Source organism: Variovorax sp. V35, assembly GCF_041154465.1.
Taxonomy (GTDB): Bacteria; Pseudomonadota; Gammaproteobacteria; order Burkholderiales; family Burkholderiaceae_C; genus Variovorax; species Variovorax boronicumulans.
On record NZ_AP028666.1, the window covers coordinates 3,780,048 to 3,793,197 of the forward strand.

At 69.2% G+C, this 13,150-nt stretch carries 10 protein-coding genes; 3 read left to right on the forward strand and 7 right to left on the reverse strand.

The genetic code is table 11. From position 1 onward, the window contains the following. Positions 1-64: 64 nt before the first annotated feature. Positions 65-637 carry a DUF2239 family protein gene (locus ACAM42_RS17525; protein WP_070060635.1) on the forward strand — a complete coding sequence of 191 codons (573 nt, stop codon included), beginning with the start codon at positions 65-67 and terminating at the stop codon, positions 635-637. Beyond that, positions 634-2,073: an MATE family efflux transporter gene (locus ACAM42_RS17530; protein WP_307638191.1), complete on the forward strand. Its 1,440-nt coding sequence runs from the start codon at positions 634-636 to the stop codon at positions 2,071-2,073. The genes ACAM42_RS17525 and ACAM42_RS17530 overlap by 4 nt, the downstream gene beginning before the upstream one ends. 18 nt (positions 2,074-2,091) lie before the next feature. Here ACAM42_RS17530 and ACAM42_RS17535 read toward each other — a convergent pair whose 3' ends face one another. Next, a complete protein-coding gene (locus ACAM42_RS17535) occupies positions 2,092-2,568 on the reverse strand; it encodes a VOC family protein (RefSeq protein ID WP_062480220.1) in 477 nt (158 codons plus the stop codon). A 285-nt stretch (positions 2,569-2,853) separates the two neighbouring features. On the opposite strand from ACAM42_RS17535, the gene ACAM42_RS17540 reads away from it, so the two are divergent. Next, positions 2,854-4,050 carry a serine hydrolase domain-containing protein gene (locus ACAM42_RS17540; RefSeq protein WP_369632779.1) on the forward strand — a complete coding sequence of 399 codons (1,197 nt, stop codon included), beginning with the start codon at positions 2,854-2,856 and terminating at the stop codon, positions 4,048-4,050. Between the two features lies 1 nt (position 4,051). Here ACAM42_RS17540 and ACAM42_RS17545 read toward each other — a convergent pair whose 3' ends face one another. The 6 genes from ACAM42_RS17545 to ACAM42_RS17570 form a co-directional block, all read right to left on the reverse strand. Then, the gene (locus tag ACAM42_RS17545) at positions 4,052-6,466 is read right to left on the reverse strand and encodes a TonB-dependent siderophore receptor (RefSeq protein WP_369628869.1); all 2,415 of its coding nucleotides are present in this window, start codon (positions 6,464-6,466) and stop codon (positions 4,052-4,054) included. Between the two features lie 103 nt (positions 6,467-6,569). Continuing rightward, the gene (locus tag ACAM42_RS17550) at positions 6,570-7,586 is read right to left on the reverse strand and encodes a FecR domain-containing protein (protein ID WP_369628870.1); all 1,017 of its coding nucleotides are present in this window, start codon (positions 7,584-7,586) and stop codon (positions 6,570-6,572) included. Positions 7,587-7,655: 69 nt separating this feature from the next. Then, positions 7,656-8,165 carry an RNA polymerase sigma factor gene (locus ACAM42_RS17555; protein WP_062480225.1) on the reverse strand — a complete coding sequence of 170 codons (510 nt, stop codon included), beginning with the start codon at positions 8,163-8,165 and terminating at the stop codon, positions 7,656-7,658. A 211-nt stretch (positions 8,166-8,376) separates the two neighbouring features. Next, positions 8,377-9,813, reverse strand: a complete 1,437-nt coding sequence (locus ACAM42_RS17560) for a PAN domain-containing protein (protein WP_369628871.1) — start codon at positions 9,811-9,813, stop codon at positions 8,377-8,379. A 185-nt stretch (positions 9,814-9,998) separates the two neighbouring features. Then, the gene (locus tag ACAM42_RS17565; RefSeq protein WP_369628872.1) at positions 9,999-11,483 is read right to left on the reverse strand and encodes a flavin-containing monooxygenase; all 1,485 of its coding nucleotides are present in this window, start codon (positions 11,481-11,483) and stop codon (positions 9,999-10,001) included. A gap of 19 nt (positions 11,484-11,502) precedes the next feature. Then, positions 11,503-13,113 (reverse strand): MFS transporter, encoded by a 1,611-nt coding sequence (locus ACAM42_RS17570; protein WP_369628873.1) that lies wholly within the window; start codon positions 13,111-13,113, stop codon positions 11,503-11,505. Positions 13,114-13,150 lie beyond the last annotated feature (37 nt).

Below are 13,150 nucleotides of genomic sequence, written 5' to 3' on the forward strand. Positions count from 1 at the left end.
TCCTGCGGGTAGATTACGAACCTCGTTTCGTTCCGCCCGGATCGACAACCCAAAAAGAATCTGCATGTCACCCGACGAACTACCGACCACATTCACTGCGTTTGCCGGCTTCCAGCGCGTCGCTGCCGGCACCAAGGCCCAGGTGCTCACGCAACTGCGCGAGCGCGGCGACGCCGCCACCTGCCTCGTGTTCGACGACCAGACCGGCGAGCAGCTCGATGTCGACCTGCGCGATCCGAAGGCCATCGAAACCTCCGCGCTCGAAGCCGAGAAACACGAAGACGCGCCGCGCGGCGTCGGCCGTCCGCGCCTGGGCGTGGTGGCGCGCGAAGTCACGCTGCTGCCGCGTCACTGGGACTGGCTCGGCCGCCAGCCGGGCGGCGCCTCGGTGGCGCTGCGCAAGCTGGTGGACGACGCACGCCACGTGCACGCCGACCGCGACACGGTGCGCGCCGCGCGCGAAGCCACCTACCGCTTCATGACCGCCATCGCGGGCAACCTGCCCGGCTTCGAGGAAGCCACGCGCGCGCTGTTCGCGGGCGAGCATCAGCGCTTCAGCGACCTCGTGGAACCCTGGCCCACCGACCTGCGCGTGCACCTGCACAAGCTGTCGGCCGGTGGCTGGGGTGCTGCATGAGCGCGGCGCCCGACAGCAGCAGCACCACCTCCACCAGCCCCGGCAACCCGAGCGGACTGCGCGGCGTGCCCGTGGCGCCGGTGGGTGCGCCGCGTCCGCTGTGGAAGGTATTCCTGTTCTTCCTGGCGCCGATGTTGCTCAGCAACATCCTGCAGTCGCTCTCCGGCACCATCAACAACGTCTACGTCGGGCAGATGCTCGGCGTGAGCGCGCTGGCGGCGGTGTCGAGCTTCTTCCCGGTGATGTTCTTCTTCATCGCCTTCATCATCGGCCTGGGCGCGGGCGCCTCGGTGCTCATCGGCCAGGCCTGGGGCGCGCGCGACGCGGCCAAGGCCAAGGCGGTGGCGGGCACCACGCTCACGGTCGGCCTGCTGCTGGGCCTGGCGATCGCGGTGTTCGGCGGCCTCTTCACCACGCCGATGCTGGCCATGCTAGGCACGCCGCCCGACGTGCTGGCCGACTCCACGCGCTACGCCCGCATCATGCTAATCGCGATGCCCGGTGTGTTCCTGTTCCTGCTGGCCACCGCCATGCTGCGCGGCGTGGGCGACACCATCACGCCGCTGCTGACGCTGCTGATTTCCACGGCCATCGGCCTGGTCGTCACGCCCGCGCTCATCCGCGGCTGGGGCGGGTTGCCGCAACTGGGCGTGGCGGCAGGCGCGTGGGCCTCGGTGCTGTCGTTCGCGGTCGCGACCACGTGGCTGGGCTTCCGGTTGCGCCAGAAGAAGAGCCCGCTCGCGCCCGACGCGGAGTTCGTGCGCTGCCTGCGCATCCAGCCGCACCTGCTGAAGGCGGTGCTGAAGATCGGCGTGCCCACGGGCGTGCAGATGATCGTGGTGGCACTGGCCGAAGTGGTGCTGCTGTCGATGGTCAACAGCTATGGCTCCAACGCCACGGCCGCCTACGGCGCGGTGAACCAGGTGGTGGCGTACGTGCAGTTCCCGGCCATCTCGATCGCCATCACCACGTCGATCCTCGGCGCGCAGGCCATCGGCGCGGGCCGCGCCAACCGGCTCGGGGCGATCGTGCAGACCGCGCTGGGCATGAACCTCGTGCTGACGGGCGGGCTGGTGCTGCTGGGCTACCTGTTCTCGCGTCCGCTGATGGGCTTCTTCATCACCAGCGCACCGGTGATCGAGATCGCGCAGAACCTGCTGCACATCATGCTGTGGAGCCTGGTGCTGTTCGGCATGGCCTCGGCGATCTCGGGGATCATGCGCGCCAGCGGCTCGGTGCTGGTGCCCACGCTCATCTCGATCGTCTGCATCCTGGGCGTCGAAGTGCCGGTGGCCTGGCTCATGAGCCGCCACTTCGGCATGGGCCTGGATGGGATCTGGGTCGCCTACCCGGTGACCTTCGGCGCGATGCTGCTGCTGCAGACCGCGTACTACCGGCTGGTGTGGCGCAAGAAGCCGATCGGCCGGCTGGTCTGACCCGGACTTCGGCGGGGTTCACTCCCCGTCGAAGGCCTTCTTCACCGTGGCGATGTCGAGCTTGATCATCTTCATCATGGCCGCCATCGCGCGGGCCGCCTTGGCCGCGTCCTTGTCCTGGAACATGCGGATGAGCGGCATCGGCGTGACCTGCCACGACACGCCGAAGCGGTCGGTGAGCCAGCCGCACTGCACGGGCTGGCCGCCGCCCTCGAGCAGCTTGTCCCAGTAGTAGTCGACCTCCTCCTGCGTCTCGCAGGTCACGATGAGCGAGATGGCCGGCGTGATCTTGTACTCGGGCCCGCCGTTGAGCACCATGAACGACTGCCCGTCGAGCTCGAAGGTCGCGGTGAGCAGCTTGCCCTTCTTGGCGGGATTCACATCGCCCCAGAGCAGCGTGTCGGTCAGGCGCGACTTCGGAAAGATGGCGGTGTAGAAGTTGACCGCCTCCTCTCCGTTGCCGTCGAACCAGAGGCAGGGAATGATCTTCTGCATGGAATCTCCTTGGGTTGAATGATGAACTGAAGGGTTCAGTATCAAAGCCGAAGCGGCGCCCTGTCAACCTGCGCCGCGGCTGTCAGTGAGAAGTTCGCAGGCCGGGCCGAGGGCCACAATGGGCCGGTCCTTCGCTTCGGAACTGCCATGTTCGCCCCTTCCAGAACCCGCCTTGGCGCCCAGGCTTTGCTGGCCGCCGCGCTCACCGCCCTGGCGGTGTCGGCCGGCGCGGCCGATGCCACCTACCCCGACGCCGCCGCCAGCGACCCCGCCCGGCTCGGCTGGATGACAGGCTCGCCGCCGCCGCCCGAGCGCACGCTGCGCTTTGAGGACGGCAGCTATTTCCGATTTCCGGCGATGCGCTGGAGCGTGTCGAATTTCCGCCAGCTGATGCCGACCGTGAACGTGTCGCGCGGGCTCGGTGCGCCCACCGCCCTGCCCCAAGCCTTGCGCAAGGACATCGACACGCTGCGCTTCACGCCGCTCGATGCGAAGACGCTCATGACCTGGGACGCCTCGCTGGCCGCCACCTACACCGACGGCATCCTCGTGCTGCACCGCGGGCGCGTGGTCTACGAGCGCTACTTTGGCGTGCTGAAAGACGACGGCCAGCACGGCGCCATGTCGGTCACCAAGTCGGTGGTCGGCACGCTGGGCGCGATGCTGGTGGCCGAAGGCACGCTCGATGCCAACAAGCAGGTGGCCGACTACGTGCCCGAGCTCGCGAAGTCAGCCTTCGGCAACGCCACCGTGCGCCAGGTACTCGACATGACCACGGGCCTGAAGTTCAGCGAGGACTACGCCGACCCGAAGGCCGAGGTCTGGGCCCATGCGCAGGCCGGCAACCCGCTGCCCAAGCCGAAGGACTACACCGGCCCGCGCAGCTACTACGAGTTCCTGCAGACCGTGCAGCCCGAGGGCAAACATGGCGAGGGCTTCGGCTACAAGACCGTCAACTCCGACGTGCTGGGCTGGGTGATCGCGCGCGCCACCGGCCGCACCGTGGCGCAGCTGCTGTCGGAGCGCATCTGGCGCCACCTGGGCGCCGAGCAGGACGCCTACTTCACCGTCGACTCCATCGGCACGCCCTTCGCGGGCGGCGGCCTGAACACCGGCCTGCGCGACCTCGCGCGCTTCGGCGAGATGCTGCGCAACGACGGCCGCGTGAAAGGCCGGCAAATCGTGCCCAAGGCGGCCGTCGAAGACATCCGCCGCGGCGGCGACAAGGCGGCCTTCACCAAAGGCGGCTACCCGCTGCTGCAGGGCTGGAGCTACCGCAACATGTGGTGGGTGATGCACAACGACCACGGCGCCTACATGGCGCGCGGCGTGCACGGCCAGCGCATCTACATCGACCCGAAGGCCGAGATGGTGATCGTGCGCTACGCCTCGCACCCGATCGCGGGCAACGCCGCGAACGACCCGGTGACGCTGCCGGCCTTCGAGGCGCTGGGGCGGCACCTGATGGCACAGCGTCGCTGACCTACCAGCGGTAGGTCGCTGTGGCCGTCGCCGTGCGCGGGTAGCCGTAGTAGCAGTTGCGGTAGCCGCAGTTCGCGAAGTACGTCTTGTTGGTCAGGTTGCGCAGGTTCAGCGCCAGGCTCCAGCGGTCGATGTCGTAGCCGAGCATGGCGTCGAACACCGTCGAGGCCGGCACCTTGCTCGGCCACGCGGCCTCGCCGTCGCCGTAGTTCGAGCCCGTGTAGCGCGCGCCCAGGCCCACCTTCACGCCGCCGGCGAAGCGGTAGTCCGCCCACACCGACAGCCGGTGGCGCGGCACGGCCGTGGCCTGCTTGCCGATCTCGTTCGTGTTGGCGCTGGCCGTGACGATGGCCCGCGGCGTGTAGCTGTACGACGCCGTGAGGTTCAGGCGCGAAGCGATCTCGGCCGTGGCCTCGAGCTCCAGGCCGCGCACCGAAATCTCGCCCGTCTGCTTGGGCATGAACTCGCCGTCGTAGCTGATGTAGTTCTTGCGCCGCAGGTCGAAGATGGCGGCGCTGTACATCGCCTTGCTGCCCGTGGGCTGGTAGCGCACGCCGGCCTCGTACTGCTTGCCGCTTTCGGGCTTGAACGGGTCGCCCGACGCCGGGTCGATGGTGGCCGTGGGCGCGAACGACTCCGAGTAGCTCAGGTACGGCGCCCAGCCGCTCGGGTGCAGGTAGACCAGGCCGGCCCGGCTGGTGAACTTGTGGTCGCGCATGCGCTGGCGCGAGCCGTCGAGGCGGCTGTCCACGGTGCTGTCGGCGGTGTCGTAGCGACCGCCCAGCGTCAGCGTCCAGCGCTCGCCCCACTTGATCTGGTCCTGCAGGTAGACGCCGGTCTGCGCAAGCCGGGTGATGCCATCGAAATACGGCGCGGGCCGCTCGATCGGCCCGCCGTACACCGGTGCGTAGATGTTCAGCGGCGAGGCGCTGCCGCCGCTGAAGGTGACCTGGTCGATGCGCGTGCGCTGGTAGTCCAGCCCGACCAGCACCTTGTGCTGCGTCTCGCCCAGGCGGAAATCGGCCTGCAGCTGGTTGTCCAGTGCCAGGGCGCCGATGTTCTCGCGGCTGCCGAACACGCTGCGCGACATCTGCTGGAAGTTGAGCGGGTCGTTCGGCACGTCGGGGTTCAGCGCCATGAAGCCCTTCAGCTGCGTGCCCGTGTAGTCGAGCTTCTGGTGCGCATAGCGCGCGTTCTGCCGCACCGTGAAGGTGTCGTTGATGCGGTGCTCGAACTGGTAGCCGACCATCTGCTGGTCCTGGTCGAAGCGGTCGAAGCCGGGCTCGCCGACGAACAGCTTCGAGGGAATGGTGGTGCCGATCGCGGTCGGATCGAGCGAGCCGACCTGCGGCCGTGCGCGCGTGTAGACCCCGCCGCGCGTGCGCGAGAACTGCGACAACAGCGTGAGCGTGGTGTCGCCCGACGGCTTCCAGGTGAGCGCGGGCGCGATGTACATGCGGTCGTCGGCCTCCTTGCCCGCCGGCAGTTGCGCGTCGCGCACGAGGCCGGTGATGCGGTACAGCAGCTTGCCGTCGGCATCGAGCGCGCCCGAGAAATCGCCCGCCACCTGCTTGCGGGCGTGGTCGCCCACCTGCAGCTGCAGCTCGCGCACGGGCTCCGCCGTGGGCCGCTTGCTGACCACGTTCACCACCCCGCCGGGGCCGCTCATGCCGTACAGCACCGACGACGGGCCGCGCAGCAGCTCGATGCGCTCAGCGCCGTAGTTCTCGGTGCGCCACACGCCCCAGGTGCTGTTGTTGCGCAGCGGCAGGCCGTCCAGGTAGAAGCCCGGCGAATAGGCGTCGAAACCGCGCAGCGAGATCCAGTCGTAGCGCGAGTCGGCGCCGTAGGTGGTAGTCGACACGCCCGGCGTGTAGCCCAGCGCGTCCTTGAGGTTGGTGGCGCCGATGGCCTCGATGCGGTCGGCGGTGATCACCGAGATCGACTGCGGCGTCTCGATGATCGGCGTGTCGGTCTTGGTGGCGGTGGCGCTGCGTTTGGCGACATAGCCCTGCACCCGGCCCGTGGCGCTTTCCTCGCCGTCGGCCACGACGGTCACCGCCGGCAGCGTGGAGGTGCCGCCCGTGGCGGGCGCCATCTTGATGACCGCCGCATTGCCTTCCATCGTGGCCGCCAGGCCGCTGCCCGCCAGCAGGCGGTCGAGCGCCTGCCGGGCCGTCAGGCTGCCCGAGATGGCGGGCGCGGTCTTGCCCGCCACCAGGCTCTGCTGCACGACCAGCTGGATGCGGGTCTGCCTCGCCCAGTCGTTGAGCGCCTCGGCCAGCGGCTGGGCCGCGATGCGGATCGGCTGGGGCGCGCCCTGCGCCCGGGCCATCAGGGGCGCGTTCGCCAGGGCCAGTGCAACGGCCAGGGCCAGCGGCGCGGGTGTCATCTTTGTTCTCAAGCGCTTCGTCATCGAACGTCTTCCAGGTAGTGAATGCAAATGGTTCCTATCTGGGCTGACGCACGAGCCGGCGGAATCCCCGTAGTGCCGGCGAGAAATTCTTGATTCTTTTGTTTCAGGGGGCCGGCAGGATTTCCGCGACCGTGCCGGTGTCCTTCAGCCGCACCGGCAAGGCGCTGGCCAGGGCGCGCCGCAGCGTGCGCGCGTCCCGCGGGTCGAAGGTGCCGCTCAGTCGCAGGGCCGCCACGGCCGGGTCGTTCACCACCAGGCCGGTGCTGCCGTAGCGCTCCAGCTCGGCCAGCGCGCGGGCCAGCGGCGTGTCGACGAAGCTCAGGCGGTGCTCGCGCCAGGGCGCGATGCCGTCGCGCGGCACGGCCGAGACGGCGGAGAACCGGCCCTGCGCATCGCTTTCCACCTGGCGCCCAGCGGTCAAGAAGACTTCGCTCGTCGCATCCGGCGCCCGGCGCACCACGCGCACCTTGCCCTCTTCCACCGACACCCGCGTGCCATCGGCGCCCGGCATGCCGGGGGTGTGGCGCACGGCAAAGCGCGTGCCGACCACCCGCACGCGCAGCGGACCGGCCAGCACGTCGAACGGGCGTTTCGCATCGGACTGCACGGCGAACACCGCCTGCCCGTCGAGCAGCGTCACCTCGCGGCGGTCGCGGAACAGGCGCACTTCGAGGCGGGTGGCGGTGTCCAGCCGCAGCCGGGAGCCGTCGGGCAGCGGCGCTTCGAGCTGCTGGCCGCGCCGGGTGGCGAAGGCCTGTTCGAACACGGGCTGGGCCTGCACGTGGTGCCAGCCGAGGTAGCCGGCGCCGACCGCCATGCCGGACGCAGCCAGCACGAAAGCCGGTTTCAGGAAGCCGCGGCGCGTGGGGGCGGCGGGCGCGTGGCCTTCGAAGCCGCTGCGCCAGCCTGCGACCGTCTCGGGCGCGATCGCGTCGAAGGCGCGCCAGCGCGACTCCCATTCGCGGAACGCCTCGCCATGGCGCGCATCGGCACCGAGCCAGGCCTGGAACGCGCGCTCGTCGGACGCGCTCCATTGCGCGCGCTGGCGGCGGACGAACCAGTCCAGCACGTCCTGTCGCAGGCGCAGGGCTTCTTCGGACGGTGGCGACGTGAGGGTCATGGCGTGGGGATCGTTCTTATGGGGGTAGACGCACGAGCGTGGTCAAACCCTGTAATGGGGCGTCTCATCTCACTCTGAACCACGGGTCCGCTCCAGGCACGCCCAGCACGCCTCCATCGCAATGCGCAACTGCATCTCGACCGTCCGCACCGAAATGCCCATGCGCGCAGCCACCTCGGCGTACGAGAGCCCGTCGAACTTGTAGAGCACGAAGGCTTCGCGGCAGCGCGGAGGCAGCCGGTCGATGGTCTCGACCATGGCCGCCATGCCCTGGCTGGACGACAGGATGGCGTCGGGCTCGAAGGTGGGCGGGCCGATGCAGTCGTCGGCGTCGGGCGGCGCGTCATCGGGCGCCGCCGTGTCGCCGCCCGCGCGCACGCTGGTGCGGCGGTGGTGGTCGGTGACGAGGTTGCGGGCCGTGCGGTACAGCAGCGCGCGCGGATCGCGCACCACGCTGCCGGTGCGCTGCGCCTCGTACACCCGCACGTAGCTCTCCTGCGCCAGGTCGGCCGCGGTGGCGCGGTCGGGAACCTTGCGGGACAGAAAGCTCAGCAGCTCGCGGTAATAGCGTTCGAACACGGGCGCACCACAGCCGGGAAGGGTTGGTCGAAGTCCAGGGGCAGGTTGGCTTCGACACGGCGTGGCTACCTGAGAGATTCAGAACAAAAGAAAACGCGAGATTATGTGCGGGTTCAACCCGCCGATCGCCGAAGGGTAGGCATTTCGCCTGCCGCGCACGGCATGCGCGCGGGCTACCCTCCCCTTCGGCCCGGTCCGGACTCGCCTGCCCTCAGTTCCCACACGCCGGGTGCTTCTGCCCTTCGGTGGTGTTCGGCAGGCCCAGGAAGTCCAGGATGTGCGGCGTCGTGCCGTCCACCTGCGTCAATGCGGTACCCCCGAGGTTGCCCACGCAGTAGCTGGGCTTGAGCGGGTTCTGGTGGTTGTTGTTCAGGATCAGCAGCGTGTCGCGCTCGGCCGCCGTCTGTCCGCCGTGGCTGCTGCCGGTGCCGCCGTGGTCGGAGGTGACGACGATCAGCCATTCCTCGTTCGCGTAGTTCGGCCGCGACGTGAGCGCTGTGAGCACCTGCTGGATCTGCTGGTCTTCGCCGGCGATCTTGCCCTGGTAGTAGGCATTGAGCGGGTCGTAGCTCGGCGCGTGGACGTCGACGTTGTGCAGGTAGTAGAAGATGGCCGTCGGCGGGTGCTTCCAGCTCAGCCAGCCTTTCACCGCATCGGTGGCCTGCTGCGAATTCTTGGCTGCGTTGGCGACCACGAAGTCGGCCAGCGCCGGGCGCAGGTTGTGGGTGATGTTGAACCAGTCGCCCACCACCGCGGTCGTGGCCGTCGGCCAGGCCACCTTGATCTGGTCGAACACGTGCGTCTTCTTCAGCGGCAAGGTGGTGGTGTTCGAGGTCACGCCGTGCTTGTCGGCCCAGAAGCCGGTGAACACCGACGACCAGCCGGGTCCGCTCACGGTCGCCTGCTTGGTGCCGCCCGCCAGCACGTTGCCGTGGAAGGCGCCGCCGGCGATCAGCGCCGACATCGCGGGCGTCTGCACGCAGCCCGCGCACTGGATGGCGTCGCCGCGCAGACCGTCGATGCCGATCAGCAGGATGTGCTTGTTGCCGGGCACGGGGTTGGGAACGCCCTCGCCCGCGATCAGCGCATAGTGGTCGTAGGGGTTGCCGACGTAGTCGGTCTTCAGGCCGCCGATGTCGCTGGCGCGCTTGTCGCTCAGGTCGCAGCGCTGGTTGGTCTTGTGGTAGTCGAAGGACTTGCACCACGACGAGCGGCTCGCGTCGGTGCAGGCGTTGGCGCAGTCGGCGGGCGTCACGGCCTGCAGGGCCTCGGTGTTGTAGCCGCTGATGGCCGCATTGGGCGTGCGCGCGAAAGGCTTCAGCGGATCGGGCTTGAGGCTGTAGTGGTCATAGGGGTTGCCGGGGTAGTCGGTCTTCAGCCCGCCCACGTCGGCGGCGCGCTTGTCGCTCAGGTCGCAGCTCTGGCCGGCCTTGTTGTAGTCGAACGAGACACACCAGGCGCCGCGTGGCGCACCCAGGCAGGCCGACGCGCACATCTCGGGCGTGGACTGCGTCAGGTTCTCGATGTTGTTGCCGGAGATGGCGGCGTTCGGCGTGGCCGCGAAAGCGTCCAGCGAGGCAGCGCTTGCATGTCCTGCCAGCGCTGCGAACAGCAGGCCCGCCAGGGATGCACGGATCGATGACTTCATGAGGTCTCCTCATCACAGGGTCGTGGGGTGATTCCCGGGTGCCGCCTCGCCGTCTTCTGCAGGGCGAGTGCAACGCCGGGCGGAGTAAATCACCGCCGCCTGCCATCGATCCAATTCAAAAATCTTCGATGTTGTATTGAGCAGAGCTATACATCGACGTGTCACGCAACGCGGTCAGGCCGCGATCAAACCGCGCGGTTCGAGAACGCCATCACCCCGTCGTCCACACGCCCGAGGCGCAGCAGGAGGATGTCGCGCAGGTAGTTCTGGTGCAGCTTCCACGGCGTGCGCGCGCCCTGCTTGGGAAACTTGTCGAGCGAGCGCTGCACGTAGCCCGAGCTGAAATCGATCCACGGTTCGGGCGACAGGTCGGGGCCCGCGTTGTGCGGCGTGCATTGCCGCCAGCCGTGCTTGTGCATGTGATTCAGCAGCCGGCAGACGTAGGCGCAGGTCAGGTCGCACTTGAGCGTCCACGAGGCGTTGGTGTAGCCGAAGGACGAGGCCAGGTTGGGCACGTCGCTGTACATCATGCCCTTGTAGTTGAAGGTCGCGGCGGGGTCGACGCGGCGGCCGTCCACGCTCAGTTCGATGCCGCCGAGCACCTGCAGCTCGAGGCCGGTGGCGGTGACGACGATGTCGGCCTCGAGTTCGCGGCCCGACTTCAGCCGCAGGCCCTCGGGCGTGAAGGTGTCGATGTGGTCCGTGACCATCGAGGCGCGCCCCGCGTTGAGCGCGGCGAACAGGTCGCCGTCGGGCACGAGGCACAGGCGCTGGTCCCACGGGTTGTAGCGCGGCGTGAAGTGCGTGGCGATGTCGTAGCCGGGCCCGAGCGCGTGGCGCACGCCGCCCAGCAGCATGCGCCTGACGCGCGCCGGCTTGCGCCGCGCGAGCCGGAAGAACAGCATGCCGAGCGTCACGTTCTTCCAGCGCGTGAGGCGGTACGCGGCCATCGCCGGCAGCAGGCGCCGCAGGCGATTGGCAATCGGGTCTTCGGCCGGGCGCGCCACCACGTAGGTCGGCGAGCGCTGCAGCAGCGTGACGTGCGCGGCGCTCTTGGCCATCGCGGGCACCAGCGTCATCGCGGTGGCGCCGCTGCCGATCACGACCACGCGCTGGCCGCCGTGGTCCAGGTCGGCGGGCCAGTGCTGCGGATGGACGATGCGGCCTTGGAAGTCGGCCATGCCGGTGAAGTCGGGCGTGTAGCCCGCCTCGTAGCGGTAGTAGCCGCTGCACAGGAAGAGGAAGTTGCAGCGCCACTGCACGGGCCGCTTGTCGGCGCCCTGCTCCACATCGACCGTCCAGCAGGCGTCGGCGCTCGACCAGGCGGCGCGCACCACGCGGTGCTGGTAGTGGATCTTGTCCTCGACGCCGTGCTGGCGCGCGGTGTCGCGCACGTACTGCAGGATCGACGGACCGTCGGCGATCGCCTTGGCCTGCGTCCACGGTCGGAACACGTAGCCCAGCGTGTACATGTCGGAGTCGGAGCGCACGCCCGGGTAGCGGAACAGGTCCCAGGTGCCGCCGCTGCGTTCGCGCCCTTCGAGGATCGCGTAGCTGCGGCCCGGGCACTGCGCCTGCAGGTGGCAGGCGGCGCCGATGCCGGACAGGCCGGCACCGACGATCAGGACATCGACATGCGGCGGCGCGTCGGCCGGTTGTGCTGCTTCCATCGGTGGTTTGTCTCCTGTCTCATGGCTTGTCGTTGTCTGGCTTTTCTGAGGGCGTGCGCCGGATCATCAGCCAGGCGCTCACCGCACTCAGCACGGCCAGGCCGGCGCTCAGCAGCATCACCCAGCGAAAGCCCGCGACGAAGGATTCGGCCACCGCGCGCTTCACGGCGGCGACGGTGGCCGCATCGGCACCCGGCGGCGCACCGGCCGCAGCCAATCGATCGCGCTCGGCCGCAAGAAAAGCCCGCACCTCGTCCGACGCGCCCATCGCCTGCAGCCGCTCGGCCAGCGCCGCATCGAAGGCCCAGGCCATGATGGCGCCGAACACGGCAATCGCGAGCACCGCCGCCGCGCGCGACACCGCGTTGTTCACGCCCGAGGCCACGCCCGCGAGGTCGGGCCCCACGGCGTTCATGACCGTGGTGGTGAGCGGCGCGACCGTCACCGTCATGCCGAAACCCAGCACCACCACGGCGGGCAGGAAACCGCTCCAGTAGCTCGCCCCCACGCCCGGCAGCGCGAACAGCGCAAAGCCCACGGCCGCGATGGCCGGTCCGATGACCAGCGGCAGGCGCGGCCCGAAGCGGTCGACCAGCTGCCCGGCCCAGCCCGAGAGCGCGAACATCAGGAAGATGAACGGCAGCAGCGCCGCGCCCGCCACCGTGGCCGAGTAGCCCTGCACCTGGATCAGGTTGAGCGGAAAGAAATACAGCCCGCCGCCCAGCGCTGCATACAGCAGCAGCGTCAGCAGGTTGGCACCGCTGAAGTTGCCGATGCGCAGCAGCGACAGCGGCAGCATCGGCGTGCGCGCCCGGCGTTCGGCGACGACGAAGCCGATGCTGCCCGCGACACCGATCACCAACGCCGCGAGCACGGCCGGCGAACGCCAGCTCTGCGTCGGCGCCTCGATGAAGGCGTAGACGATGCCGCCCAGCCCGGCGGTCGCCAGCAACGCGCCCCACAGGTCGAGCCCGCCGCGCGCCGCGGCGCCTTTGCTCTCGGGCACGTGGCGGCGCACGATCCACAGCACCAGCAGCGCCATCGGCACGTTGATGAGAAAAGCCCAGATCCACGAGAAGTGATCGACCAGGAAGCCGCCCAGCACCGGCCCCACCGCCGCCGTGATGCCGCTGAAACCCGACCAGGTGCCGATGGCCTTGCCGCGCTCCTTCTCGGGAAACGACGCGCTGATGAGCGCCAGGCTGCCCGGCACCAGCAACGCGCCACCGATGCCTTGAATCGCGCGTGCGGCGATGAGCTGCTGCACGTCGGCCGCGAGCGCACAGCCCACCGACGACAACGCGAACACGACGACGCCGATGGCAAAGATGCGCCGCCTTCCGTAGCTGTCGCCGAGCGCGCCACCCACCAGCAGCAGCGCCGCAAGCAGCAAGGCGTACGACTCGACCACCCATTGCGCCTGGAAGGCCGTGGCATGCAGGTCGGCCTGGATGGCAGGCAAGGCGACGTTGACCACGGTGCCGTCGATGAAGGCCATGCTCGAGCCGACGATGGCCGCGGCGAGCACCCAGGGCTTGGAGGCTTCGGGGCAGGCGCCCTCTTCCGTGGGAGATGGAGACCCATGCAGGATCAGCGTGTCGTCGCAGGGCGCCTTGCCGATCTGTGCCATGGGACCTCCGTTCTAGCGGATGGCGGCGTGGTGCCTT